This is a genomic window from Polyangiaceae bacterium, from assembly GCA_015075635.1.
In the GTDB taxonomy this organism is placed as follows: domain Bacteria; phylum Myxococcota_A; class Polyangia; order Polyangiales; family Polyangiaceae; genus JADJKB01.
In genome coordinates this window covers 1,213,440-1,237,123 of record JABTUA010000003.1, presented here as the reverse complement: position 1 = coordinate 1,237,123, position 23,684 = coordinate 1,213,440, and the positions used below count along the sequence as shown (strand labels likewise).

At 70.9% G+C, this 23,684-nt stretch carries 26 protein-coding genes; 13 read left to right on the top strand and 13 right to left on the bottom strand.

What is annotated here, in order from left to right:
- Positions 1-248: 248 nt before the first annotated feature.
- Positions 249-755: a CBS domain-containing protein gene (locus HS104_36115; protein ID MBE7485382.1), complete on the top strand. Its 507-nt coding sequence runs from the start codon at positions 249-251 to the stop codon at positions 753-755.
- Between the two features lie 6 nt (positions 756-761).
- Here HS104_36115 and HS104_36110 read toward each other — a convergent pair whose 3' ends face one another.
- Positions 762-1,703 (bottom strand): hypothetical protein, encoded by a 942-nt coding sequence (locus HS104_36110; protein ID MBE7485381.1) that lies wholly within the window; start codon positions 1,701-1,703, stop codon positions 762-764.
- A 114-nt stretch (positions 1,704-1,817) separates the two neighbouring features.
- On the opposite strand from HS104_36110, the gene HS104_36105 reads away from it, so the two are divergent.
- Entirely contained in the window at positions 1,818-2,180 is a 363-nt protein-coding gene (locus HS104_36105; protein ID MBE7485380.1) for a hypothetical protein, read from the top strand.
- Positions 2,181-2,235: 55 nt separating this feature from the next.
- Here HS104_36105 and HS104_36100 read toward each other — a convergent pair whose 3' ends face one another.
- The 7 genes from HS104_36100 to trxA form a co-directional block, all read right to left on the bottom strand.
- On the bottom strand, positions 2,236-2,589 hold the full coding sequence (locus HS104_36100) for a cytochrome c (protein ID MBE7485379.1): 354 nt from the start codon (positions 2,587-2,589) through the stop codon (positions 2,236-2,238).
- Positions 2,586-3,152, bottom strand: a complete 567-nt coding sequence (locus HS104_36095) for a hypothetical protein (protein ID MBE7485378.1) — start codon at positions 3,150-3,152, stop codon at positions 2,586-2,588. Before HS104_36095 ends, HS104_36100 begins: the two co-directional genes overlap by 4 nt.
- On the bottom strand, positions 3,149-3,454 hold the full coding sequence (locus HS104_36090) for a hypothetical protein (GenBank protein ID MBE7485377.1): 306 nt from the start codon (positions 3,452-3,454) through the stop codon (positions 3,149-3,151). Before HS104_36090 ends, HS104_36095 begins: the two co-directional genes overlap by 4 nt.
- 50 nt (positions 3,455-3,504) lie before the next feature.
- Positions 3,505-4,806, bottom strand: a complete 1,302-nt coding sequence (locus HS104_36085; GenBank protein ID MBE7485376.1) for an adenylosuccinate lyase — start codon at positions 4,804-4,806, stop codon at positions 3,505-3,507.
- Positions 4,807-4,872: 66 nt separating this feature from the next.
- A complete protein-coding gene (locus HS104_36080) occupies positions 4,873-8,229 on the bottom strand; it encodes a hypothetical protein (protein ID MBE7485375.1) in 3,357 nt (1,118 codons plus the stop codon).
- A 14-nt stretch (positions 8,230-8,243) separates the two neighbouring features.
- Positions 8,244-9,350: a metallophosphoesterase gene (locus HS104_36075; protein MBE7485374.1), complete on the bottom strand. Its 1,107-nt coding sequence runs from the start codon at positions 9,348-9,350 to the stop codon at positions 8,244-8,246.
- 41 nt (positions 9,351-9,391) lie between these two features.
- Positions 9,392-9,715 carry a thioredoxin gene (gene trxA / locus HS104_36070; protein MBE7485373.1) on the bottom strand — a complete coding sequence of 108 codons (324 nt, stop codon included), beginning with the start codon at positions 9,713-9,715 and terminating at the stop codon, positions 9,392-9,394.
- A 157-nt stretch (positions 9,716-9,872) separates the two neighbouring features.
- Between trxA and aroF the strand changes: the two genes are divergently transcribed.
- The 9 genes from aroF (at position 9,873) to HS104_36025 (ending at position 16,846) form a co-directional block, all read left to right on the top strand.
- Entirely contained in the window at positions 9,873-10,889 is a 1,017-nt protein-coding gene (gene aroF, locus HS104_36065) for a 3-deoxy-7-phosphoheptulonate synthase (protein ID MBE7485372.1), read from the top strand.
- Positions 10,890-10,891: 2 nt separating this feature from the next.
- Positions 10,892-11,584 (top strand): RNA methyltransferase, encoded by a 693-nt coding sequence (locus HS104_36060; GenBank protein MBE7485371.1) that lies wholly within the window; start codon positions 10,892-10,894, stop codon positions 11,582-11,584.
- Between the two features lie 64 nt (positions 11,585-11,648).
- On the top strand, positions 11,649-12,002 hold the full coding sequence (locus tag HS104_36055) for a polymer-forming cytoskeletal protein (protein ID MBE7485370.1): 354 nt from the start codon (positions 11,649-11,651) through the stop codon (positions 12,000-12,002).
- Between the two features lie 21 nt (positions 12,003-12,023).
- The gene (locus HS104_36050; GenBank protein MBE7485369.1) at positions 12,024-12,338 is read left to right on the top strand and encodes a polymer-forming cytoskeletal protein; all 315 of its coding nucleotides are present in this window, start codon (positions 12,024-12,026) and stop codon (positions 12,336-12,338) included.
- Between the two features lie 7 nt (positions 12,339-12,345).
- Complete coding sequence (locus tag HS104_36045; protein ID MBE7485368.1) at positions 12,346-12,924, top strand: polymer-forming cytoskeletal protein; 579 nt, start codon at positions 12,346-12,348, stop codon at positions 12,922-12,924.
- A complete protein-coding gene (gene pyrE, locus HS104_36040) occupies positions 12,921-13,478 on the top strand; it encodes an orotate phosphoribosyltransferase (GenBank protein ID MBE7485367.1) in 558 nt (185 codons plus the stop codon). Before HS104_36045 ends, pyrE begins: the two co-directional genes overlap by 4 nt.
- A gap of 167 nt (positions 13,479-13,645) precedes the next feature.
- On the top strand, positions 13,646-15,217 hold the full coding sequence (locus HS104_36035; GenBank protein ID MBE7485366.1) for a pre-peptidase C-terminal domain-containing protein: 1,572 nt from the start codon (positions 13,646-13,648) through the stop codon (positions 15,215-15,217).
- A gap of 131 nt (positions 15,218-15,348) precedes the next feature.
- Positions 15,349-16,068 (top strand): hypothetical protein, encoded by a 720-nt coding sequence (locus HS104_36030; GenBank protein ID MBE7485365.1) that lies wholly within the window; start codon positions 15,349-15,351, stop codon positions 16,066-16,068.
- 166 nt (positions 16,069-16,234) lie between these two features.
- A complete protein-coding gene (locus HS104_36025) occupies positions 16,235-16,846 on the top strand; it encodes a hypothetical protein (protein ID MBE7485364.1) in 612 nt (203 codons plus the stop codon).
- Between the two features lie 269 nt (positions 16,847-17,115).
- On the opposite strand, the gene HS104_36020 is transcribed toward HS104_36025, so the two are convergent.
- Genes HS104_36020 through HS104_36000 form a run of 5 tightly spaced genes read right to left on the bottom strand, consistent with a single transcriptional unit; the run spans position 17,116 to position 21,626 of the window.
- The gene (locus HS104_36020; protein ID MBE7485363.1) at positions 17,116-18,279 is read right to left on the bottom strand and encodes a class I SAM-dependent rRNA methyltransferase; all 1,164 of its coding nucleotides are present in this window, start codon (positions 18,277-18,279) and stop codon (positions 17,116-17,118) included.
- A gap of 1 nt (position 18,280) precedes the next feature.
- Entirely contained in the window at positions 18,281-19,069 is a 789-nt protein-coding gene (locus tag HS104_36015) for an SDR family NAD(P)-dependent oxidoreductase (GenBank protein ID MBE7485362.1), read from the bottom strand.
- Positions 19,070-19,072: 3 nt separating this feature from the next.
- On the bottom strand, positions 19,073-19,729 hold the full coding sequence (locus tag HS104_36010) for a TlpA family protein disulfide reductase (protein ID MBE7485361.1): 657 nt from the start codon (positions 19,727-19,729) through the stop codon (positions 19,073-19,075).
- A complete protein-coding gene (locus tag HS104_36005) occupies positions 19,708-20,394 on the bottom strand; it encodes a hypothetical protein (protein ID MBE7485360.1) in 687 nt (228 codons plus the stop codon). The genes HS104_36010 and HS104_36005 overlap by 22 nt, the downstream gene beginning before the upstream one ends.
- 17 nt (positions 20,395-20,411) lie before the next feature.
- Positions 20,412-21,626 (bottom strand): hypothetical protein, encoded by a 1,215-nt coding sequence (locus HS104_36000; GenBank protein MBE7485359.1) that lies wholly within the window; start codon positions 21,624-21,626, stop codon positions 20,412-20,414.
- Positions 21,627-21,817: 191 nt separating this feature from the next.
- Between HS104_36000 and HS104_35995 the strand changes: the two genes are divergently transcribed.
- Positions 21,818-22,663, top strand: a complete 846-nt coding sequence (locus tag HS104_35995; protein ID MBE7485358.1) for a hypothetical protein — start codon at positions 21,818-21,820, stop codon at positions 22,661-22,663.
- A 133-nt stretch (positions 22,664-22,796) separates the two neighbouring features.
- Positions 22,797-23,675, top strand: a complete 879-nt coding sequence (locus tag HS104_35990) for a hypothetical protein (GenBank protein ID MBE7485357.1) — start codon at positions 22,797-22,799, stop codon at positions 23,673-23,675.
- The last annotated feature ends 9 nt before the right edge of the window (positions 23,676-23,684 follow it).

Genomic DNA, 23,684 nt, shown 5'->3' with positions numbered 1-23,684 from the left:
ATTGGAGTGGTAGTGCGACGGCATGCTGGACCTCGAGCACGCGGCATGCCAAGCCGGCGGAGGCGAGCACGGCGAAGAAGCGGCGGCATCACGCCCGAGCCCACGCCGCATTGCGCACCAGTGCGGCGTCTTGCGACGGCCGATCGCGGCCGAGAGCTGGCACGAACGGCGAATGTGGGCTGGAACGGCTCTTGCTGGCTGGATCTTGTCGCGCCCCTTGCGGCGCTGCCACGGAGGAGGAGAGGAAGATGACCCAGAGCATGGGACAGACCGCGTGGAGAGCGCGGGCGACCGGCCTTCAGGAACCGGACGACTCCGAGATCGACGCTCCGGTGTCGAGCTCGATGCGGTTCCCAACGGTCGTCACCGCGAATACGCCGCTCGCGCAGACGGCCGAGTTGCTGCTCCGGCCGGGAGCAATGCTGGCGGTCGTCGTGGACGAGCGGCGGCGACCGCTGGGCATCGTCACCCCGTCGGACGCGCTCTCGTTCGCGCACCGCCTCGGTCCGGTGGCGCTCGAGACCGCGACTGCCCTCGACGCCGCTCGCTCCGGCGGTCGGTTCATGCCGGAGACAGCTACGCTCGGCGCCGTTCACACTTCACTGCTCGACGAGAACCGCGACTTCTTCGTGGTCGTGGGCCCGGACGGGCGGCTCGCGGGGCTCATCACCGCGATGGATGTGCTCGAAGCGATGAGCGAGTCGCCGCCGCGCTCCGGCACGAGGCCCGTTGGCACGCTGCGGCGGCGCCGCTGAGCGGCGTCAGGCGCAGATCTTCCACGTCAGGTCGTCGAACACCCAGCCGAAGCTGGGGAGCCAGCAGCACGGCGCGGTCGGGTCTTCCTGACCTGAGGCGTCGTAGCACTCCAGGGAGCCGCCATCGAAGCTGAGCACCACGTACCAGGTGTCACCGTTATTCGCGACCAGCTTGGCTGAAGCAGGGATCGCGCCCTGGTGCTGCGTGGGGCCGAGGTCGGCGCTGAGCGTCCCCTGCTCCGCGTCGAACACCACCGTGGCGCTGTACTTGGCACCCACGCTGATGCCGTGCGTGCCAGCGAACAGCTTCGCCTCCACGTCCGTCGTGCCGCAGCCGCTCCCGGAGTGGTACTGCTGCTTGTAGTAGGTCTCCGCCTGCGCCTTGTTGCTCGCGCCGTGCCCCGGCGCCGGCCCCTGGAGCGTCAGCTCGAACAGGTTGCCCCCCTTGCACCAATGGGAGCCGCGCTTGAGCGCGACCAGGGACTCGAACGCGGGAAACCCGCTCTTCGTCGAGCCGCCAGCGGCGGGGTTGTAACAGGTCGGGCTCCAGGCCGCGGGCGTGTAACCGAAGGTCAGCTCGACCCGCCGGTACTCGACCCCCACGTCGAGTGGCAGCGCGATGCGCTTGAACTGCTCCGAGGAGGACACCACGTAGTGGAAGGTCTCCTTGCCGGTCTTGCAGCTCTGGGCGCCTGCGTCGCCCCCGCCGCTGCCCCCGGTCGCGGCGCCGGCTCCTCCGCCCACGCCGGCTCCTCCGCCCACGCCGGCTCCTCCGCCAACGCCGGCCCCTCCGCCGCCCGTGCCTCCGCTCGGCGTGCCACCCGTGCCGCCTCCGCCGGCAGAGGTTCCGCCGGCCCCGCCGCCGGCGACGCCCGACGGCTCGTCCTCTGCACACGCCGACGCCAGCGCGACGAGCAGCACCAGACTCGACTTGGACGGTCCCCTCATCTAGTCAACATATCACCGACTCACCTGTACAGCTTGCGATCGGCTCAGCGCGCCCCGATGCTCCGGCGCTGCGGCGGAGGTCCCGCCGCCACCAGAAAGGGTGGGATTCGAGAAATGGCAGATGCATCCATCTTGACCACGTGGGGAGCGGTGTTCCCGGGTCGCGAGACCATGGGACTCTCGGTGTTTCAGGGCGCCATCGGCTTCTTCCAGGACCAGAAGTCCAAGGGGAACATCGAGGAGTTCAAGGTCGGGATCACCGAGGTCGGCGAGCTCTCCAAGCAGGCAGGGTACATGTTGGTGGAGGGCTCCGTGGCGCAGCTTCGCAAGCTGATCGACACGGAGGACTACAAGCGCCTCTTGACCCGCGCCGCACACGTGGTGCCGGTGTCGGTGAGCCACACGGTGACCGGCCCCGCGGTCATGCAGGCCGTCGAGCGCCTGATCGCCGTGCGGAACGAGCTCGGCATCAAGTAAGCGCAGAGCTCGGGGGAAGGCGAGCGCGGACCGGGGGGCGCGCTCGCCGTTTTCTTCACGGGGCGCCGCAGGCGAGCCACTCCGCCAGCCGGCGACGCTCTGCCGTCGGCGGATCGCCCAATCCGGGCGGCATGGAATCGTTGCCGAGCGCCGACCGGGCGAAGATGCGCTCGCGCCAGCGCCGCACTTCTTCGACCGAGTCGAAGCGCACGTCGGCCGGCGCGCCCTGGCGGTCCCCTTCGCCCGCGGAGTGGCACGAGTTGCACCACCTCTCCAGGAAGGGCTCGCCGAAGCTCGCGTAGTCGAGCGACGTCCCGCCGTCGGGGCACGCGTAGTCATCGAGCTCATCGACGTGGACGCACGCCCCGACGGGGAGCAGGAGCGCGAAGAGTCCTGCTCGCCAGCTCATGGCGCCCAGTCGAGCCCGACGCCGACGCTGCCGCCGGCGTAGTAGGCTGGACCCGGCGCCTCGCTGGCGAACAGCCAGTCGAGCCACGCTTCGCCGAAGAGGAACCAGCGCAAGCGCTTCGAGCCGGCGACGGGCACGTCGGCTCCGACTCCGAGGTCGAGCCCGCCTCGGTGACGGATCCCACGCCCGACTCCGAACAGCACGCCGAACGGCTCTTCCTTGGCGAAAGCCCAGGACTCCTCGTGCTGGTGCGCCCACGCCACCCGGGCGTAAGGCTGCACGCCGTCGAGGTCGAGCCAACCCTGAACGCCGAGCGACACCAGCGTGAGCAAGCGCTGATCGACCTGCGCGTAACCCTCGCGCCCCACGAACACGGGCGCCAAGCCGACGGGAAAGCGATAGGCCAAGCGCAGCGCCGCCGACGGGATGGCGCCGTCGCCGCTCCAGTCGTCGCCCCCGCTGGTCGCCACGCCGGGGCCCACGGCCACGTCCACCTCGCCGGCCGCGCGCGCGGGCCCGGCGGCGAAGAGGCAGGCCGCGAGCGCCGCGCTCAGGGCCCTCACTCGACGACGCGTCCGCTCGCAGCGATGCGCTCGGACAGCTCGCGGAGCGACTCGTCGGACCAGCTCGCCGCGCGCGGCGTGTGGGCGACCAACCAGGCCATCACGCGCTCGGTGCGATCGCGACCCGGAAAGGGCCGGAGGTCCAGCACCCGCGGCAGCGAGACGGCGCCGCTGCTCGGCGAGAGTCGGCGGATCGGCAAGGCCTTCGCTCGCGGTGCCTGCTCCGAATGCTGAGCGAGCGCCTGCTCGGTGGGGTTGTTTCCGGGGTAACGCGCCAGCTCCGCGCGGGTCAGGATCGGCATGGTGGGAGGTGTCGGTTAGCGCCATACCGGGCCTCCAGGCCAATTTTCGGCTACTCGGCCGCGAGCGCCCGAGCCACCAAGGTCTCGGCAAAGCGCAGGGCGTGGTCGAGGTCGAAGCAACGCTCGATCTCGGCAGCTCCGAGCAGCGCCGTGAGCTCTGCGTCCGCGAGCAAGAGGGACTTGAAGTCCCCGCTACCGGAGAACGCCGCCATGGCGTTCCGCTGCACCAGCTCGTAGGCGCGCTGTCGCGCCAGCCCCTTCCCGACCAGCTCCAGCATCACCGCCTCGCTGAAGAAGAGGCCACCCGAGCGCTCCAAGTTCTGGCGCATGCGCTCCGGGTAGACCATCAGTCCTTCGACCACCGACGCCGCTCGCTCCAGCATGAAGCCGAGCGTCGCGGTGACGTCGGGGGCGATCATGCGCTCGACGCTCGAGTGGGAGATGTCCCGCTCGTGCCAGAGCGCGACGTTCTCCAGCGCCGGGACCACGGCCGCGCGCACCACGCGGGCCAGGCCGCAGAGGTTCTCGCTCAGGATGGGGTTGCGCTTGTGGGGCATCGCGCTCGAACCCTTCTGCCCCTTCGCGAACTGCTCCTCCGCTTCGCCCACCTCCGTGCGTTGCCAGTGCCGGATGTTCGTGGCGAGGCGCTCGATGGCCGCCGCCAGGAGCGCCGCCGCGGAGAAAAAGGCGGCGTGACGATCCCGCGCCACGACCTGGGTCGCCACCGTCTCCGGTTCGAGGCCGAGCTTTGCCAGGGCGGCGCGCTCGATCTCCGGCGACAGGTGCGCGTAGGTCCCGACGGCGCCCGCGATCTTGCCGACGGCGATCTCGGCCCGCGCGGCGCGAAGCCGGGCGCGGCCGCGCTTCACCTCCGCCAGGTGGCCGGCGAGGACGATGCCGAAGGTGACGGGCTCGGCGTGGATGCCGTGGGAGCGGCCGATGATCGGCGTCTTCACGTGCTCCTCCGCGCGGCGGCCGAGCGCGGAGACCAGGCGGTCCGCCCGCGAAAGCAGGAGATCCGTGGCCTGGGTGAGCAGCACCGCGAAGCTCGAGTCGAGCACGTCGTTCGAGGTCATTCCGCGGTGCAGCCAGCGCGCCGGAGCGCCGGCCTTCTCCTCGACGTGCGTCAGGAACGCGATCACGTCGTGGCGCGTGGTCTTCTCGATGCGGTCGATCTCGTCCGGGTCGGGGCGAAGGCCCAGCGCACGGAGCTCCGCTGCCGTGCCCGCCGGCACCACCCCTGCTGCTTCCATCGCTTCGCACGCGCACAGCTCGACCTCGAGCCAAACCGCGTAGCGGTTCCGATCCGACCAGAGCTCGGCGATCTCCTTGGGCGCGTAACGCGGGATCATCGGCGGCAGGCCTAACGCGTCCCCTGCGCCGCGTCCACCTGGCCTGCCGCTGGGATCGGCGCTGGATCATTTGGCCCGGCGCACGCGCGTGCCCGGGTGCCCGAAGATCTCTGCGGGCGGCTCCAGGCTGGGGTCGAAGCGGCAGCTCATCACGCGGTACTCGACCCGCGCTTCACCCATCGTGCCGTAGGTCGTGCGGAAGATCCACGAGCGCTCCAGGTCGTCCATCACGATGATGGCTCGCTCCTGCTCCGGCGTACCCATGCTCGGGTCGATGTTGACGACCTCGGCGTCGAAGGCCGCCGTGCAAGGTTCCTTGGGTGTGCCGTGCATGACCGCCTGCCCGGTCAGCAGCACGCGCATCGGCTCCGTGGTGTCCGTGACGACGATCGGGTGGCGCGTGCCTCCCTGGTAGGGCACGACGACACGCGGCGTGTCGCTCTTGTGAGCGCTGCCGCAGCGATTGGGTTTGTCGCCGGAGTCGATCTGCGTCGGAAGCGCAATGGGCGGGTCCGTCACCGCGCCGCTCGCACGGAACGGGAACAAGAGGTTCTCCCGACGCGTGCCCTCGCTGTCCCAGACGGTGACCTGGAGCCCCGCGACCCCCTTGGAGTAGGCCAGATCGCGCGCCTGGGTCAGCCCGAAGCGCGTCGGCTCGGCGAGCCCGGTCGCGAAGGCATCGAACGCCCAGCCGTTGCCGTCCCTGCGCGCGCGGACCAGCGCCGCGCCGGAGCCGACCATCATCACCGGGACGTGGGCGCCGCCGACGTGGGCCATCTCCGTGCGGGTTCCATACGGTGACGAACCGGGCCAGCGCACCTCGGGCACGCTGGTGGTGCCGCGCCCGTCCAGGAAGAGAGTGGGCTGTGACTCCCCTTGCGAGTAGTGGATGCGCAAGTAGATGCCCCCGCTCCCGATGCTGAGCAGGTTGTACTGCGCGCGCTGCGCACCGAACCCGGTGCGCGAGTAGTCGTTCACGCCCGCCGGCCCCGCGTCGGCGATGCGCTGGCGCACCACCTTGCCCTCGACCAGGTTGTCCCAGCTGACTTCGACGTTCTTCAGCGAGGTGATGCCGCTCTCGGGCGCGGAGTAGCGCAGCGCGGCGGCCCCCTCCACCTGCGCGCTCGCCGCGAACGCGACGTCGCTCGGCTTGACGGCCGGCGCGAGCAACTGCACCGTCTCCACGCGTGGCTTCGTCCCACCGTGACCGTGGTAGACGCTGGCGCTGGCCTTGCGGGCGTCCTGCGCCAGGGCGAACCAGGCGACCTTGCCGATGGCGGCCTGGTTCGCGGTCGGAGGACCGGCCACGGCTTCCAGGACCGCCCACGGCTTCTCGTCCAGAGTGCAGGCGAACGGCGTGCGCAGCTTGCGATCGAAGACGTCGCCCATCCCCGATTCGCTGGGTGTGAACACGCCCTGGTCGTCGTCGGACTGCCCGCGCCAGCCGACCCGCGACAGCTCGTTGCCGATGACGCAGCCGCCGACGTGGCAGCGTACCGTGGAGGTGCAGCCGTAGGAGCCGGGCTTGCACATGCTGACGGGCAGACGGCCGATGGGGTCCCAGGTCGCGCCGCCGTCCAGCGACTCCCACGCCATCCGCGAGGTGTCGGAGAAGGCGACGGCGCGGGTGCCGACGGCACCGACGTTGTTCGCCTCGCCAGGCGCCCGCGAGAGCGAGATCACGCGCCCCTCGTCGTCCACCACCACGACGGTCGGGGCGCCACTGCTCTTCAACACCAAGGCGAAGGTGCCGTCCTCCGCCGGCCCGATCGAGCCGATGTTGGTGACCGGAGTCGGCGGCGGGCGGGCCCAGTGGTCCTCCACGGCAGGCGGCTCGTCGAAGCCTCCTTGGACCTGCTCGAGCTCGCGACCCTGGAACGACTCCCCGCCGTCCTTGGAGACGAAGACGGCGAGCCCGGTGTCCTTGGTGCGACGCCCCACTGCCAGGAGCGTGCGGCCATCCGGAGAGTACGCCATCGCCAACGCCGAGCCCTTGAGCGACGGTGTGGCGGACGGCGCGAGCTCCCACTCTCGGTCGTCGGCGCCGCCGTCCTTCTTGCCCTTGGCGCCGGTGCCCGCGTCGGCGTGCTTCGCCCCGGCGTCCAGCTTCGGGGCTCCGCCCTCCGCGCCCGCGTCCACTTGCGCCACGCGACGATGGTGAATGCCCTGCGGCAGGCAGCCTCGGGAGGTGGTGTGCTGCGCGCAGATCCCGGTCACGGCCAGCGCGCCGTTCGCGCCGACCGCGAGAGCGAGCTCGCCGATACGCCCTTCGAGCGCGTAGCTGTCCCGCTCGAAGCTCTTCGCCGAGTCGATGCTCTTGTGGATCGAGATGCTCTGGTTGACCCCGGCTCCGCTGCGCGAGCAGGCGAGGTAGACGTGGCGGCCGGAGCCGGCGATGCGCACCGCCTGGCAGCCGCTGGCGGCCTCGAGCGAGCTCGACTTGAGGAGCCCGCCCACGGGGCCACGCCAGAGCAGCCAGCGTTCACCGCCCGTGCGCCAGCTCGAGCTAGACCCGGTCCCTTCTTCGCGCGCCGCCTCCAGGTACTCCCCGCCGAGCACCACGGCGCGCCCCTCGGCGAGCGCGCCCGCGTCGGGTCCCCGGGAAGGGCGAGCCGCCAGCTTGAAGCGACCCTTCGCCGGCACGCGCCCCAGATCCGGGAAGGTGCCGCCCGCGGCATCCCAGCGGCTCCACTTCATGGCGGTCTGCACGGCGACGCCGGCCTGGTCGTCCCAGCCGAGCGCCAGCGCCCCCATGCTCGGCGTGTCGAGCTTGCCCCAGCTCTGGCCGCCGTCTTTGGTCTCGAACAACGCCTCCGGCACCGCCAGCGCCAGACCCTTCTTCGAGTCGGCGAGCATCACGTCCACGAAGCGAGTGCCGTCGGGGCCCACCGGCTTCCAGGTCGCGCCAGCGTCGGGGCTCTGCACGAGCTGACCCTCGCGGGTGATGCCGACCACGCTCGTGCCCGCGGCGCTGACGCGCGCCAGCTTGTCCACCGGAGCGCTCGTGCGCACGAACGGACCGAGCGGCTCGCGGGACTCGTAGCCGGTTCCGCTCTGGCCCACGAACAGCCAGCCGCCGTCGTCCAGGTGCAGGATCGCGATCAGCGGCTCCGGCGCCAGACGCGCCGCCGCGCGGACGCTCCCGTTCTTCTTGTCGAACTGCCAGCGCTCGCCGCGCTCGCCGGCGTAGAGCAACGTGCCGTCCGAGAGCTCGACCCGAGCCAAGAGCGGCGCTTCGCTGCGCGGGTGGTAGCGCCAGGTAGCGGGCGACGCGAACGTGCCCTGCGCCCGCGCGGTGTCGAGCAGCGAATCCCGCGGGCGGGCCGGGCCCTGTGCCCGGCTGCAGGCGGCCACCCAGAGCGCGCCGCCTGCGAGGACGCCGGCCCAGCGCAGAGCCCGTCGGGTGGTCGGAGAAGCGCGCATCGTCGCCGGCGATGTTACTCCGGTTCGCCCGCCCCGAGCACCAGGACCGCGATCTCGGGAGCCACGCCCAGGCGGATCGGAGGTCCCGTGGTGCCCAGCCCGGCGTTCACGTAGAGCGCGCTCTCGCCGCTCCGGTAGAGCCCCCGCGAGGCTTGACCGAGCGCGCCCGCCAGGTTGAGGCGATCGGCCAGGAACGGCACGCCGAACTGCCCGCCGTGGGTGTGGCCGCTCAGCGTCAGCTCCACGCCGTGCTCCGCCGCCTCGCGGAAGAAGTCCGGGTAGTGGGCGAGGAGCAGCGTGGGAAGCTCCTCGGGGCGACCCGCCAGCGTGCGCTCGATGTCGTCGCTGCCGCTGTAGGCGTCGTCGACCCCCGCCAGGATGAACGCGCCGGCGCCGCGCTCGATGCGCACGTGCTCGTTCTTGAGCACGCGCGGGCCTCGGGCTTCGACCGCCCGGGTGAGCGCCGCGTTGTCCCACTGGTCGTGGTTGCCCATGACCACGAACACGCCGTCCTTGGCGCGGAGCGCGCCAATCACCTCGGCGACGTCCTCGTAGTAGGCGGTGCCGCTCGTCACCAGATCCCCGGTCACGACGATCAGATCCGGCGCGAGCGCGTTGGCCGCGCGCGCCCACTCGAGCCCGCGCCGCACGTCGTCGTAGCTTCCGATGTGCAGATCCGAGAGTTGCACGACGCGGTAGCCGTCCAGATCGCGGTGCAAGCGCCGGATCGGCACCTCGATCGTGCGCTTCCGCACGAAGCGCCGCCGGCCCCAGAGCCCCCAGCCCGCGATGCAGAGACCCGAGCCGAAGGCAGCCAGCGCCGCCTGGGGAAGGCTCGCCGCCAGGCCGATGGGCCCCGCCGCGGGCGCACAGCCGCCGAGCGACGCAGCGCCGAGCCCGAGCGCGCCCACGCAGAACAGCGGCAGGGCCAAGAGGCCCGCGCCCCAGTGCAGGAACACGGGCTCGTCCACCAGCCGCGTGACCCAGCGCGGCCTACGCGGATCCCCGAACAGCCGATGCACCCGCCGCGCGGTCAGCGCCCATGCCCCGAGCGTGAGGCCGAGGGCGAGCCACCAGGGGAAGAGCGCAGCCCACGCGAGCGCCGGGGCGAGCTGCGCCACGGCGGTCACCAGGTGAACGGCAATCAGGAAACGCCGGCGTTTCAGACGCCGATGAGCTCCTTCAGCTTCGCCTTGGTCGTCAGCCCGACGTGCTGCGCCGCGCGCTGACCGTTCTTGAACACCATCACGGTGGGGACGCCGCGGATGCCGAGCTTGCCAGCGGTCACGGGGGACTCGTCGATGTCGAGCTTGCCCACCTTCACGTTCTCGCCCAGCTCGTCGGCGAGCTGATCGACGATGGGGGCCAGCGCTTTGCAGGGGCCGCACCAGGTCGCCGTGAAGTCGACCAGCACGGGCTTGTCGGCTTTCAGGACTTCTTGGTCGAAATTGACGTCGTTGAAATGTTGGACGTTCTTGGATGCCATGAGGGTTTCCGGGGGTGAGCGCGAAACATAAGCACGGCCGCGCCGCGGCGGAACGGGTCAGGCCCGGGCGCGGGCAATTACCGCAGGTTTTCGCGGTCCTCGGCCCATGGCGCGGGGCACCCGTGCTAGAGGATCCGCCCCCTTCGGAGGCCCGCCCATGCTGATCGTGATGAGCTCGAACGCCACGCCGGACCAGGTCCGCGGCGTCTGCGACCGCATCCGCGAGCTGGGCTTCACGCCCAACGAGATCCCGGGCGCGGTGCGGGTCGCCATCGGCATCACCGGCAACAAGGGCGCGGTGGATCCGGCGCTGTTCAACCGGCTGCCGGGCGTGCAGGAAGCCGTCGCCGTCAGCAAGCCGTGGAAGCTGGTGAGCCGCGAGGTCAAGCCCGACGACACGGTGATCGACGTCGGCGGCGTGAAGATCGGCGGCGGCGCTCTCGTGGTGATGGCGGGGCCGTGCTCGGTGGAGAGTCGCGAGCAAGTGCTCTCGACCGCCCGGCACGTGCGCGAGCAGGGCGCCCGCATCCTGCGCGGCGGCGCGTTCAAGCCCCGCACCAGCCCTTACGACTTCCAAGGCCTGCGCGAAGAAGGGCTCGCGCTCCTCGCCGAGGCGCGACGAGCCACCGGCATGCCGGTGATCACGGAGGTGAAGGACACCGAGACGCTGAAGGTCGTGGCCGAGCACGCCGACATCCTGCAAATCGGCGCGCGCAACATGCAGAACTTCTCGCTGCTCGAGGCCGTGGGCGCTCTGGGCAAGCCGGTCATGCTCAAGCGCGGCATCGCCAGCACGGTGAACGAGTGGCTGATGGCCGCCGAATACATCGTGTCCCGGGGCAACTACCAGGTGATGCTCTGCGAGCGCGGCATTCGCACCTACGAGACGCTGACCCGCAACACGCTCGACCTCGGGGTGTTGCCTCTGCTCCGAGCCATCACCCACCTGCCCATCGTCGTCGATCCGTCGCACGGCACCGGCGTCGCCAAGGCGGTCGCGCCGATGGCGCGCGCCGCCGCCGCCACGGGCGTGGACGGCGTGATCGTCGAGGTCCACCCCAATCCGAGCAAGGCGCTGTCGGACGGGCCCCAGGCCCTGACCTTCGACATGTTCACCGAGATGATGAGCGACGTGCGCAAGGTCGCCGCGGCGCTCGGGCAGCCCCTCGGCTGAGCATGCGCCGCGAGTCCGAAGGCGTCTTCGCGCCGAGCGCCCCAGCCCTGCCCTGGGGCCCCGAGTGGAGCGCGGAGCAGGTGATCGAGCTGCTCGAGCCGTTGGTGCTCGAGGCGCGGCGAGCGCGGCTCGGGGAGGTCATCGCTGGACGGCTCGACAGCGTCACCCTGCTGATGGACGCGCCGCACGACCCCCACAACGGCGCCGCCATCCTGCGCTCCGCCGATGCCTTCGGCGTCTCTTGCGTGCACGTCGTCCCGCGCCACGAGGAGTTCCTGGTCTCCGGCGGCGTGGCCAAGGGCACCGAGCGCTGGGTGGACGTGACGCGGCACGCCAGCCCGGACGAGGCCGTCACCGCCCTCCGAGATCGGGGCTTCGAGCTCGTCGCGACGCACCCGCAGGGCGAGCTCCGCCCGGAGGACCTCGCGAGGTTGCCGCGTTTGTGCCTGGTGCTCGGCAACGAGCACGACGGCATCTCGCAGGCGCTCGCCAGCGCTGCGAGCCGCTCCGTGCGCATCCCGATGCGGGGCTTCGTGGAGAGCCTGAACGTGAGCGTGTCCGCGGCCATCCTGCTGGCGGCCGCCACGGCCGGACGGCCCGGAGACCTGGACGCTTCGCGGCAGCGCGAGCTCTACGCCCGCGGGCTCTACGCCACGGTGAACCGCGCGGGAGAGATCCTGGCGGCGCGGCGCTGATATTCTCCACGCTTTTCCCCGTGGTGACAGCCCGGCCGGCCTGTATTAGCGTGCGCCCGCATTCATGGCGCGGCACACCTCGGACACCAGCGTGATCGGCGCTCGCTCCCAGCTCACCGGGAGGGTCTCCGGCAGCGGCGGCCTTCGCGTCGAGGGCACGCTGAGCGGTGACGTCGCGGTCTCCGGGCCGGTCGAGATCGGCTCGGGCGGCAGCGTGGACGGCGACGTGAGCGGCGCCGCGCTCGAAGTAACAGGCCGCCTGCGCGGCGACGTGAGCTGCCAGGGCCCGATCATCGTGCGCTCCGGCGCGGAGGTGCGCGGGGACCTCAAGGGCTCGAGCGTGACCATCGAGCCGGGCTCGCGAGTCGACGTTCGGCTCGACACGGACTTCACTCTGGAACTCGAAGGGCGGCGCTGAGCCGCCGAAGCTGGAGCGACCATGGCGGGAACGGTGATTGGAGAGGGGCTCACCATCGAAGGCGAGCTCACGGGGGACGACGAGGTCGTCGTCCACGGCACGGTGCGCGGTACGCTGACCACGACGGACGCAGTCTCCGTGGGCTCGGCCGGCGTCGTCGAGGCCGACCTCACGGCGAGCTCGGTGACCATCGCCGGGCAGGTCACGGGCAACGTCTCCGCGCAGGAGCGCGTCGACATCCAGGCCGGCGGTCGTCTGGTGGGCGACGTGAAGTCGGCGCGCTTCACCATCGCGGACGGTGCCTCGTTCAAGGGCAGCGTCGACATGGACGTGTGACGGGGCGATGGCGGCAGCAACCATCATCGGGCAGGGCACTGCGGTCCGCGGCAACGTCCGCGGCGCCGGTTCCATCGAGATCCGTGGCCGGGTCGAGGGCGACGTCCAGGTGGACGGCGACGTGGCCATCGGCGAAGACGGCGCCGTGAACGGCAGCGTCAGCGGCGCGCAGATCCTGGTGGCCGGCCAGGTCGCCGGCGACCTGACCGGCAGCGAAGCCGTGATGCTGGAGCGCGGCGCCCGCGTCGTCGGCGATCTTGTCGCGCCGCGCATCGGCATCGCCGATGGCGCGCTCGTGCGCGGCAGCGTGCGCACGGAGGGCGAGCCCACCGCGCCGCGCCGCGCTGCGGTGGTGCCCACGCGACGGGTCGGCGAGAGCTTCAGCGGCGTGAAGGCGAAGCCCGCGTTGACCGCGACCCCCAAGCCGGCGACGGCGCCCGCGGCCGCGAAGCCCGCACCGGCGCCCCCGCCAGCGCAGGTCTCGGTCCCGATCGCGGCGGCGGATCCGCCCGCGGGACCGCCCGCGCCGGTCGTGCCCGCGCTGGGCAAGGGCGTTCGAGGGAAGAAGAAGGCGAAGCGCTCGTGATCGACGAGGGCAAGCGTCAGCGGCTCGTGGCGCTGCTCCGCGAGCGCAGCTTCGAAAAGAAGAAGGTCATCCTCGCCTCCGGTCGCGAGAGCGACTTCTTCATCGACTGCAAGCAGAGCGTGCTCACCGCCGAGGGCCACGCGCTCGTGGGTGAGCTGATGTTCCAAGCCCTGGCGGAGCTCCCCGAGTGCGACGCCGTCGGCGGAGTCGAGCTCGGCGGCTGCCCCTTGGCGAGCGCGGTCAGCCTGGTGAGCTTCCAGGCGGGTCGGCCGCTGCCTGCGCTCTACGTGCGCAAGGAGCGCAAGGACCACGGCAGCGCCAAGCTGGTCGAGGGCGACAAGTCGCTCCGCCCCGGGCTGCGGGTCGCCCTGCTCGAGGACGTGATCACCACCGGCGGCTCGAGCCTGAAGGCCGTGCAGGCGCTCGAGGCGGTGGGGGCGAAGGTGATCGGCATCCTCGCCGTCGTCGACCGAGAAGAGGGCGGCGCGGAGACGATTCGGCAAGCCGGCCTCCCCCTCTTCAGCCTCAGCGCCAAGCGCGACTTCATGGGCTGAGCGGGACCTGCCGCCGGACCCACGTGCGTCCAGACGCGGGTAAATCCGCGTCGGGGCGCGAGAAACCCGCTCGCCTTGAAAAGCTGCGGCGCCCCTCTATGCTGCCCGGCCGCGAAGGTGCTCGGGGACGACGCCGCCGCGCCACGACAACCGAACGGGGATTGAACATGACTTCGAAGACCAGGACCTCTCTTGCACTTCTGATCGCCAGCGCGGGCTGGCTCACGACCGTGACCGCCTGCGGCGGTGACGACGGCGGCGGCAGCTCCAGCACCGGCGGCAGCGGCGGCTCGGGCGGCATCGGCGGCGGGCCCATCGGCGGCGCGGGCGGCGTCGGCGGTGGCGTCGGCGGCGCCGGAGGGACCACCGGCGGCGCGGGCGGCACCGGCGGCGCGGGCGGCACGGGCGGCGCGAAGCCCGACGGCAACGACACCAAGGAGACGGCGACGCAGACCAAGATCGGCACCGATCCGCAGAACGACTCGGTAGCGGGCGCGCTCGATCCGGCCGCCACGGATCAGGACTGGTACAAGTTCGACGGCAAGGCGGGCCAGGCTCTGCAAATCATCACCGCCGCCAAGACCGGCACGGACAAGTTCGACCCGACCTACGTCGATCTCGTGATCACGATGTACGACTCGACGGGCAAGAAGATCGCCGAGCAGGACGATCCGAACCCGCGCACCAGCAACGACCCGTTCCTGATGACCGTGCTGCCGGCGGACGGCACCTACTACGTGCGCGTGGTCGAGTGCACCGCTTGGGAGAAGGGCGGGGCGTCGAACTGCGCGCCCGTCGCCAAGATCACCAAGAAGAACTACAGCATGTACATCACGGAGATCAAATTCACCGACCAGGGCGAGGTGAAAGAGGTCGAGCCGAACGAGAACGAGACTCAGGCCACTCCGCTCACCTACAAGAAGAACCCCAACCAGGCCGGCAGCTACTACCTGACGACCGTGATGGGGACCTTCGGCAGCGCGACGGACGTGGACGCCTACGGCTTCACCGTGCCGACGGACATCACCGTCGCCAGCGGCAGCCGCCTGAACGGCAGCCTCTACACCCAGGAGGGCGGCGTGGACGGCAACGGCTCCACGACCTCGCCGAGCGAGATCTGGATCGCGGAGAAGGCCGCGCCGACCGTGGTCCTGGCCAAGGTGGACTTCTCCAAGAAGGACACCAAGTCGAGCCAGGGCCAGAGCATCGACGTGCCGCTGATCGCGGGCAAGGAGTACGTCGCGTTCTACAAGCGCGCGGCGAGCCCGACCGGCAGCAACGACTTCTACTTCGACCTGTCGGGCTTCGGCGCGGGCAACCCCGTCGAGAAGAACGAGTCGGCGAACGACACGCTGGGCACGGCGGAGGCCCTCACCGTAGCCACCTCGCAGCCCGGCAGCTACTTCATCGAGGGCGACATCACCAGCACCACGGACGTCGATCACTTCTCGGCGAACGTGCCGTCGACGGCCTGGGAGACGGTGTCGGTGGCGTGCGGCGCGGAGCGCTCGGGCTCGGGCCTGCGCAACTTCACCGTGGCCCTGCTGAAGGAGGACGGCTCCGCGGTCACCGGCGGCTCGATCGTGGAGACCGCGACGCAGGACGCGGTCCTGAGCCAGCTCACTACCCCGACGGGCCAGTCGAAGCTGATCGTGAAGCTCAGCGCCTCGAGCAAGGACGCCAACATCCAAGGTACCTATTACCGCTGCGGCATCCACTACCGCGCCAAGACTCAGTGAGCCCGACGAACGGCCCGTAATGGGCCGAAGCGAGGCCCCGCGCCGCAGAAGGCGTGGGGCTTCGGCTTTTTGTCCCCGGACAAGCCCGATGACGGCCGGGGGCGGGCGCGCTAACGTGCGGCCCGCCTCGTATGCCGCGCCTCTCCCGTCTCGCGTTGGTCCCGCTCTCGGCGCTCTCGCTCGCGCTCGGGGCCGGGCAGTCCCGGGCCGCCGACGAGCCCGAGCGCCGCCAGATGACCGAGGCGGAGATCGACACCTGGCTCTCGAGCGACCCGCAAGCTGGCCGGGATCAGGTGGAGGCCGACGACCAGGAAGAGGCGCCGCCGCCTCCGCCCCGCGGACACGGCTTCGTGGTCGAGTCCACCATCGGGGCCATGGGGCACCTGGGCCCGCTGAAGAACGTCTCCCCCACCTCACCCTGGTTCCATCTGCACTTCGGCTTCGAGCCGCTGTCGTTCCTGATGGTGTTCGCCGAAGGTGACTTGGTGTTCTCGAATACCTCCTACGCGAACCGCCCGCCGGACCCGCGCACCTATGCGCTGTACGGCTTCGGTGGCGGCCTGCGCCTCACCGTCAAGCCGACGGATCGCTTCGGCATCTACGTGCAGGGCAGCGCGGGCGCCGCCGAGATCAGCGAGGACGTGCTCTTCTACTATGGCTACCGCAACGCCGACCGCCTCGGCCTGTACTGGGGCGGGCAGCTCGGCCTGGAGTGGTACCAAGTGAATCCGCACATGGCGTTGGCGCTGAACGGCGGCGTGAAGAACTACCAGGACGTGCTCGGGCGTGATCGCGGCGGCGAGCAGGCGCTGGCCTGGACCGGCGGCGTTTCGCTGCGCTACGTGTTCTGAGCAGCACTTTGCCAGCCCGTCAGCGCGCGCCGCGGGCCGGCGACAGCGTGACAATTCGGCGCGGCGCAGCGCGGGCGAGTTTCCGCGATTTCCCGCGCATTGCGCGATGACCGCGGCGTGGCACGGGCGTTGCTCTAGTCGAAATCACGCAACCAAGGAGCACTGAATGAGCATTCGCCCGGTCCACATCGTGTCGTCACTGGCAGCCCCGTTGGCTTTCGCCGCCCTCTCGCTCGGCGCGCCCGACGCCCATGCGGACCCTCCCCCCCCGCGCTCCGCAGTGGCGCCGGCGCGCGAGCCCGACGTCTTGCCCTGGTCCCGCCGCTTCCCGCCGCCAGCGACGAAGCCTGCCGCCTACTCGCGCCCGCGAGTCCCCGCGCAGCTGAAGGCGCCGGCACCCCCGACACGTCCGGCACCCGCAGCCGTTGCGAGCACCTCGAGCCCAACCATGGTCTCCATCGAGATCCGCGAGATCGTCGCCGGCTCGCCCGCTCGCATCGAGCGCTTCACGCTCCCCCTCGGCGAGCTCGGCTCGTCGTCCCGCATCGACACGCAGGTTGGCGACGCCGAGTGGCGGATCTCCGTGCACCGCGAGGGTCGCGGCGCGTCCGCCCCGCTCCGCTTCGACGTCAGGAAGAGCGTGCGCGTCCCCAAAGCTCCCTCCACCGAGGCTCGAGTGAACGCCGGCGTGCGCATGAGCGCCGGCCAGCACGTGGTCATCGCCTCGATGGACCGCCCAGACGGCAGCAGAACGGAGGTGCTCGCCCAGCTCAACTGACCTCCCGCCCGAATTCACCGCTACGAAAACCGCACCGACCCACGGCAAGCCGTCTCGACGCGCTCGTCCCCAAAAAACAAGACAAGCCAAGCCCGATGAGAACCAAGCCCAAAGAAAGCCCGACGAAGCGTCGCGCTAACCGTGAGCCGGTCGCCAAGAGCCAAGGAGGTGGCGCGCTCGGCGCCTGAAGCCCGAGCCGATCCCGAGTCCCGAAGAGCCGCACCCGCGACGGACGTCCACCCCGCCGCCGGTGCGGTTTCTTCCTTTTGTCACGCCGGCGTTAGCGCTCGCCCCACCACGAACTTGAGGTACCTGCCCTCGAGGTGCTGGGCGAGCACCGGGTGATCCGGCGGTTGCCCCGCCTCGTGGATGATCTGGAGGCGCCGCTTGGCGCGCTCGGCGGCTTCGGCCAAGGTCTGCCGAAACGCGTCCGGCCCGACCTGCGAGGTGCAGCTCGCCGCCGCGTACAGGCCACCGGGCGCGGTCACGCACAGGCCCATCGAGTTGAGCTTGGCGTAGGCCCGGAGCGCCTGCTTCTGCTGCTGCTTGCTGCGCGCGAAGCTGGGCGGGTCGGAGATCACCAGGTCCCACGTCTTTCCCGCGCGGCGCGCTTGCTCGAGGTACTCGAACACGTCGGCGACGACGAAGTCGTGGGCGTCGGCGTCGAGGCCGTTGAGCCGGAAGTTCTCCCGGGCGGTGTCCATGGCGCGCGCCGCCACGTCGACGCTCGTCACGCGGCTGGCGCCGCCCCGCGCGGCATGGAGCGAGAACGCACCGGTGTACGAGAACAGATTCAGGACGCTCCGGCCCGCGGAGAGCGTGCCTAGGTAGCGGCGATTCTCCCGGTGGTCCAGGAACAGCCCGGTCTTCTGGCCGAGCTCGAGGTCCGCTCGCAGCCGCACGCCGTGCTCTTCGACCAGCAGGTCGGGCGGCGGCTTTCGACCCCAGACCAGCTCCAGGCGCTCCTCGGACTCGCGCTTGCGCCGGACGACGCCCGAGAGCTCCGTCGTCTCCCGCAGGGCCTGTGCCACCCAGTCCGCGATTTGCTCGAGACCCTCGGCGTAAAGCGCGATGACCGCGAAGCGGCCGTAGAGATCGACGACGACGCCCGGCAGCCCGTCGCCCTCGCCGAAGATCCAGCGGAACGCCGAGGTGCGCTCGGACCGCACCAGCGCGCGCAGCTCCCAGGCCTGCCGCACGCGCTCGGTCACCCAGGCGGCGCTCGGTGCTTCCCGGGTCGAGTACACCCGGAGCGCGATCTGCGACGTGGCATCCCAGAGGGCGAACGCCGTGAAGCTGCCGGCTCGAATGCGCACCACGGCGCCCGCGGGCGCGCGAAACTCCCGCGGGACGTGGTCGCGGTACACCCAGGGGTGACCCGCACGAAGCGGCGCCTCCAGGAAGCGCGGCAGCTCGAGCTCGAGTGAACGCATCTCAGTACCCCGCGCAGCGCTGGTAGAGCTCCGCGATGCCCGCTCGGTCGCTCGCGAAGCGGCAGCGCGCCGGAGCGCGCCGCTCGAAGTAACCCCCGGTCACGCCGCGGAGGTCGGCGCTGACGGCGAGCCAGACCGGCGTGTCGGCGCCGTGCTCGGGGCTCTCGCTGCCGCCGAATCCCAGCGCGTTCGACAGGGTCGAATTCACGTCGCCGGGGTGACACGCGTTCACGCTGACTTGATCGGGCGCGAGCATGTCGGCGTGTACCAGCGTCAGCATGCGGTTGGCCTGCTTCGACTGCCGGTAGGCGCTGTCGTTGTCGTAACGGCGCCGCCGAAACTCCAGATCGTCGAGCGCGAGGTCACCCGCCCAATAGCTCGCGACGTTGACGACGCGGGCCTCACCGGCGTCGCGCGCGCCCAGGCGCAGGGCGGGGCGGAGCAACTCGGTCGTCCAGAGGTAACCGAGCACGTTGGTGGCGAGCTGGCGCTCGATGCCCTCGGGGGTCTCTTCCCGCGCCAGCGGCGCGACGGCCGCGTTGTTCACCAGGACGTGGAGCGGGCCCTCCCAGCGCTCGGCCAGCTCACGCACCGCGGCTTTGCGAGACAGGTCCGCGACCTCGAGCCGGGCAGTCAGGCCCTCGGCGGCGAGCTCCCCGACGAGGCGCTCGCCCCGCGCGCGGTCGCGCACGACGAGGACCAGCTCGACGCCCGGCTCGCGGCCGAGCCCTCGGGCGATCGCCCGGCCGATGGCTCCTGTCGCACCGGTCAGCAGCGCAACGCGCGCCATCGCTCAGCCCCCGACGATCTCGGCGAGCGACGCGAAGTCCGAGTCCTCGACCGCGCCCTTGACCCGACAGCGCACCTTGCCCTCCGGGTCCAGGAGCAGGTGCGTCGGGAGCTCGGGATCCTCCTCGATCTCCGCGGCCTCGAGCCACTCCTGCCGCTCCTTGCCCTCCTTCAGCCAGTAGCTGGCGCGCACGCCGCCTTGAGGCTGAGCCGCGAGGAACTCGTCGAGCTGACGCGGGTCGTCGTCGAGGGTGACGAACACGAGCCGGAGCTTCTGTCCCAGCTTCTTCTCGAAGCCGAGCAGCCGCGGCATCTCCTCCTTGCAGGGAACGCACCAGGCCGCCCAGAAGTTCACCCAGGTCCAGGCCCCGGCGCTCCCCGCGAGCTTCGCCGGGAGGTCCTTTTCGCCGGCGGCCTTGGCCCGGGAGATGGCCTTTTCGGGCAGCTTGCGCCCGGGTTTCCCCAGCTCGCCGGCGCACAGCTTCCGTGGCGGCTTCTTCGGCAGCGCCGGCGCGGCCGACGGCGCCGCGCTCTTCGCGGGCTCGGCGGTCGCCGCCACCGCCTGGCTGCGCTGACCGGTCGCGCTGGGCTCGCGCTTCTTGTCCTCGGTGCAGGCGACGGCGAGCAGCGCGCCGAGCGCTACAAGCGGCAGTCCACCCACGACACGAACGCCGAGCGGTTGATGGATTCGTCGTCGCACTTCTTCCCGGCGCGGGAGTTCGGCCACGTGCAGTACTCCTTCGGCAGCTGCGCGAACTCGTTGCCGAGCCAGAGCAGCCCCACTTTCTTCTCGATCTCCGGATCTTTGGAGATCTCCTTCAGGAAATACATGATCGAGTTGGCGCGGCGGTGCGAGAGCGCCCGATTCTTGTCGGCCGATCCGGTCTTCGACGCGCGGGCGACCACGAAGAAGTAGCGTGCTCCCTTCCGATCGGTCCAGCGGTCGGTGAGGAGCTTCTTCGCCTCCGCGTCGAGCTCGTCTTTGGCGGTGTCGAACAGCACGACGCCGCCCCGCTCCTTGAGCGGGGTGAACAGCTCGATGAAGTCCTTGTCGTCGATCGAAGCGAAGGTCTTCACGTCCGCCGGCTTGCAGCCCCTGCGGTTCTCCCCGCCGGACAGCCCGCAGGAGTGCAGCACGCGCTCCAGCACCTGCTTGAAGCGCGGTGTGCAATACGGCACCTCGGCGTGTTCCGCCGTCGCCACCTTGGGCTTCTCCGCCTCGGGCGTGGTCAGGCGTTGCCCCGCGCTCTTGACGCCCGCGCTGACCGACAGGGACAGCCCGCCCAGGGTGAGCAGGGTCACGATCGCTCCCGCCGCCGGCGCGATGACCCGAGCCATGCTGCTCACTCGACCACCTCCGGGGCCAAGATGCGCAACGTGTAGCGCAGCCCCATGTCCGTGTCCTCGTCGCAGATCCGCTGCTTTCCCAGGAAAACCTGGGGCGTGGACACGGCGACGGCGTTGTCCGCGGCGAAGTGCAGGTGCTTGTTCAGGGTCTGCTTGGTCTCGTTCGAGTCGATGCACTCGAGCGTGCCGGCGCCCCAGCGCTTCTCGAGCAACGCGCGCAGCGTGGGAGCCCCCGCCTTGCCTGCGCGGGTCAGCGCGTCTTGCTCGTCGTAGGCCCACTCCAGCACCTGACGCGCGCGATCCTTGCCGCAGATCACCGCCTTGCTGACCACACACGCGCCTGGGTGCATGGCGGTCGAGAGCATCCAGTTGCACTCGCTGTCGAGCGGGAACAGCGCCAGCTGTACGTCCAGGCGTTCGAGCACACCCTCGGCGTCCAAGCGCTGGTGAAACGCCCGGCAAGTGGGGCACAGCGGGTCTTCGAAGAACAGCGCCGGCTTGACCGGCTTCGTGCCGGTCATCCGCAAGAGCGAGTCGCCGGCGACCGGGTCCTTCTTCAGCGTGCCGCACTTGTCGAGGTAGGGTCGGTGGTCCGGGACGGTGCTGGCGTAGACGGCCGCGGGTACCAGGCAGACGGCGCCCAGCGCCGGCAGGAACGCGAGCGGGACGAGCCAGCTGCCCTGCGGCCGAACCGGTGCATCGACGTGCGCGTCGCGCCGGAGCCCGAGCGCGCCGAGCAGGGCGCCGAGCGCGAGCAGGAACGACGCGATGTAGATGCCGATGCAGGTCTTGCAGAACGATCCGAGCTGCGTCGCGCTGATGACCGCCATCACCGCCGACACCAGGAGCGGGGTGACGCCGACGCAGGCAAAGAAGCCCACCGCGCGGCGGGGCGCCCGATCGCCGGCCAAGAGCAGGTAGAGCGCGAAACCGGCGAAGAACGCGAAGGCGCCGAGCGCGAACAGCGAGATCGGGATCCCGCCCCAGTACTTGTCGCGAAAGAAGGCCGCGTACGGGCTGTACATCGCCGTGCGACACGCCTCGGCGGCGTCCGTCGGGGGGGCGCCGGGCACGAAGCTGCAGTGCAGATCGTGGAGGCGGCGATCGAGGTGCGCAGCGTAGTCGAGGGTCGAGCTCGAAGCGAAGGTGAGCCCGAGGCCCGACGCGACCAGCGCGATGGCGGCAGGGATTCTCGAGTGGGGTCCGAACATTTCGGGTGCTCCGGTCTTCGGCCAAACGCTCGAAGAGGCCGCGACGAGCCCGGAAGGTTTGGCAGAAGGACCGCGACCGAGTCAAACCTGCGGGACAATTCCGGGTCATTCCGGACGGATGTGGCCGGCTGCGGGGTGGCGCTGGTGGGCCTCGACGGGCTAAGCTCCTCGGGCTTGGGCAGGAGGCGGTGATGGCAAAGCTCACGAAGACGAGTATCGCGACCGTGCTCGCGGCGATGATGGTCGCAGTCGCGTGCGGTGGTGACAGCGAAGAAGAGAGTAAATCCACTGGAGGCACCGGCGGCGGCAAGGGCGGCAGCGGCGGTTCGGGCGGCGCGAGCGGCGGCTCCGGCGGCAGCACGGCTGGTGCGGGCGGCAGCGCGGCCGGCGCGGGCGGCGCAGGCGGCAGCATGGCCGGCGCGGGAGGCAGCTCGGCCGGCGCGGGCGGCAGCATGGCCGGCGCGGGCGGCGCGGCGACCGGCGGAACCGGCGGCGCAACCGGTGGCACCGGCGGCGCAACCGGCGGAACCGGCGGCGCGACCGGTGGAACCGGCGGGACGGGAGGCGGCACCGCGGCCTGCCCGAGCAGTCAGCCGCAGGACAACAGTCAGTGTACGGGCGTCACTCCGCTCACCAACTGCACCTACGGCAACCAGCAGTGCACGTGCTTCGGCGGCCAGTGGGACTGCGATCCCTGCCCCGGCTCCAAGCCCAACACCCCGGCGGCGTGTCAATCGACGGGCGCCCAGTGCTTCTACGGAAGCGAGCAGTGCATGTGCTACAACTTCACCTGGGATTGCGGGACCTGTCCGAGCGCCCAGCCGACGGGCAGCTGCGGGGCCCTGACCGGCATGCGTTGCCTCTATGGCACCGCCCAGTGCACCTGCAACAACGGCCAGTGGCAGTGCACGAGCCAGCCCGGCTGCCCCACGAACCCGCCCAGCCCCGGCAGCACGTGCAACGCCCCGACGGGCCAGATCTGCACCTGGGGCGGGCTGCAGTGCACGTGCGTGAACAACGACTGGTTCTGTAACTGAGCCAAGCGCGCCGAAGCTCCGCGCCAGGCCCGGGTGGCACGGAGCTTCGCTGCTGCTTCTGGATTTTGCCGGGAGGCGCTTTCGCGCTACCTTCCTGCGCGGGTAGGAGGATTGGATGGCGAAGCTTTCTCGAATGGGACTCGCGAGCGTGTTCGCGGCGATGCTGGTCGCGACGGCCTGCGGCGGCGACAGTGAAGAGGACGCCAGCTCGACCGGCGGCAAGGGTGGCACCGGCGGCGGCAAAGGTGGCAGCGGCGGCACCGCGGGCGCGGCGGCCGGCGGGACGGCGGGCTCGGCGACCGGTGGCAGCGCGGGCTCGGCGACCGGCGGCACCGCGGGCTCGGCGACCGGTGGCACTGCGGGCTCGGCGACCGGTGGCACCGCTGGCTCGGCGACCGGCGGCACCGCGGGCTCGGTGACTGGCGGCGCCGCGGGCGCGTCCGCTGGCACCGGCGGCACTGGTGGCGCGACCGGCGGCACTGGTGGCGCGACCGGCGGCACTGGTGGCGCGACCGGCGGCACCGGCGGCACTGGCGGCGGCACGGCGACCTGTCCCACTGCGCAGCCGCAGGGCGGCAGTCAGTGTCAGAACCCGCTGATGAACTGCACGTTCGGCAACAACCAGTGCACGTGCTTCGGTGGCAGCTGGGACTGCGACCCGTGCCCGACGAACAAGCCGGCGAACGACTCCAACTGCAACAGCTTCGGGAACGACACCCCGCAGTGCTTCTACGGCACAGAGCAGTGCATGTGCTTCAACGGCGACTGGGACTGCGGGACCTGTCCCACGACCCAGCCGACCGGTAGCTGCGGCGTGCTCTCGGGGATCCGCTGCATGTACGGCAACGCGCAATGCACTTGCAACAACGGCCAGTGGTCCTGCGGTGGGGGAAGCTCCTGCCCCACGGCACCACCCCAGCCGGGCAGCAGCTGCAACCTCGGTGCCGGCCAGGTCTGTACCTGGGGCGGCCTGCAGTGCGTGTGCGTGAGCAACAACTGGTTCTGCAACTGAGCGCGGCGT

Bases quoted from the DNA above. Each gene is read 5' to 3' on its own strand.
- HS104_36115 (MBE7485382.1), top strand. From the start codon at position 249: ATGACCCAGAGCATGGGACAGACCGCGTGGAGAGCGCGGGCGACCGGC.
- HS104_36110 (MBE7485381.1), bottom strand. From the start codon at position 1,703: ATGAGGGGACCGTCCAAGTCGAGTCTGGTGCTGCTCGTCGCGCTGGCG.
- HS104_36105 (MBE7485380.1), top strand. From the start codon at position 1,818: ATGGCAGATGCATCCATCTTGACCACGTGGGGAGCGGTGTTCCCGGGT.
- HS104_36100 (MBE7485379.1), bottom strand. From the start codon at position 2,589: ATGAGCTGGCGAGCAGGACTCTTCGCGCTCCTGCTCCCCGTCGGGGCG.
- HS104_36090 (MBE7485377.1), bottom strand. From the start codon at position 3,454: ATGCCGATCCTGACCCGCGCGGAGCTGGCGCGTTACCCCGGAAACAAC.
- HS104_36085 (MBE7485376.1), bottom strand. From the start codon at position 4,806: ATGATCCCGCGTTACGCGCCCAAGGAGATCGCCGAGCTCTGGTCGGAT.
- HS104_36080 (MBE7485375.1), bottom strand. From the start codon at position 8,229: ATGCGCGCTTCTCCGACCACCCGACGGGCTCTGCGCTGGGCCGGCGTC.
- trxA (MBE7485373.1), bottom strand. From the start codon at position 9,715: ATGGCATCCAAGAACGTCCAACATTTCAACGACGTCAATTTCGACCAA.
- aroF (MBE7485372.1), top strand. From the start codon at position 9,873: ATGCTGATCGTGATGAGCTCGAACGCCACGCCGGACCAGGTCCGCGGC.
- HS104_36060 (MBE7485371.1), top strand. From the start codon at position 10,892: ATGCGCCGCGAGTCCGAAGGCGTCTTCGCGCCGAGCGCCCCAGCCCTG.
- HS104_36055 (MBE7485370.1), top strand. From the start codon at position 11,649: ATGGCGCGGCACACCTCGGACACCAGCGTGATCGGCGCTCGCTCCCAG.
- HS104_36050 (MBE7485369.1), top strand. From the start codon at position 12,024: ATGGCGGGAACGGTGATTGGAGAGGGGCTCACCATCGAAGGCGAGCTC.
- HS104_36045 (MBE7485368.1), top strand. From the start codon at position 12,346: ATGGCGGCAGCAACCATCATCGGGCAGGGCACTGCGGTCCGCGGCAAC.
- HS104_36035 (MBE7485366.1), top strand. From the start codon at position 13,646: ATGACTTCGAAGACCAGGACCTCTCTTGCACTTCTGATCGCCAGCGCG.
- HS104_36030 (MBE7485365.1), top strand. From the start codon at position 15,349: ATGCCGCGCCTCTCCCGTCTCGCGTTGGTCCCGCTCTCGGCGCTCTCG.
- HS104_36025 (MBE7485364.1), top strand. From the start codon at position 16,235: ATGAGCATTCGCCCGGTCCACATCGTGTCGTCACTGGCAGCCCCGTTG.
- HS104_36020 (MBE7485363.1), bottom strand. From the start codon at position 18,279: ATGCGTTCACTCGAGCTCGAGCTGCCGCGCTTCCTGGAGGCGCCGCTT.
- HS104_36015 (MBE7485362.1), bottom strand. From the start codon at position 19,069: ATGGCGCGCGTTGCGCTGCTGACCGGTGCGACAGGAGCCATCGGCCGG.
- HS104_36000 (MBE7485359.1), bottom strand. From the start codon at position 21,626: ATGTTCGGACCCCACTCGAGAATCCCTGCCGCCATCGCGCTGGTCGCG.
- HS104_35995 (MBE7485358.1), top strand. From the start codon at position 21,818: ATGGCAAAGCTCACGAAGACGAGTATCGCGACCGTGCTCGCGGCGATG.
- HS104_35990 (MBE7485357.1), top strand. From the start codon at position 22,797: ATGGGACTCGCGAGCGTGTTCGCGGCGATGCTGGTCGCGACGGCCTGC.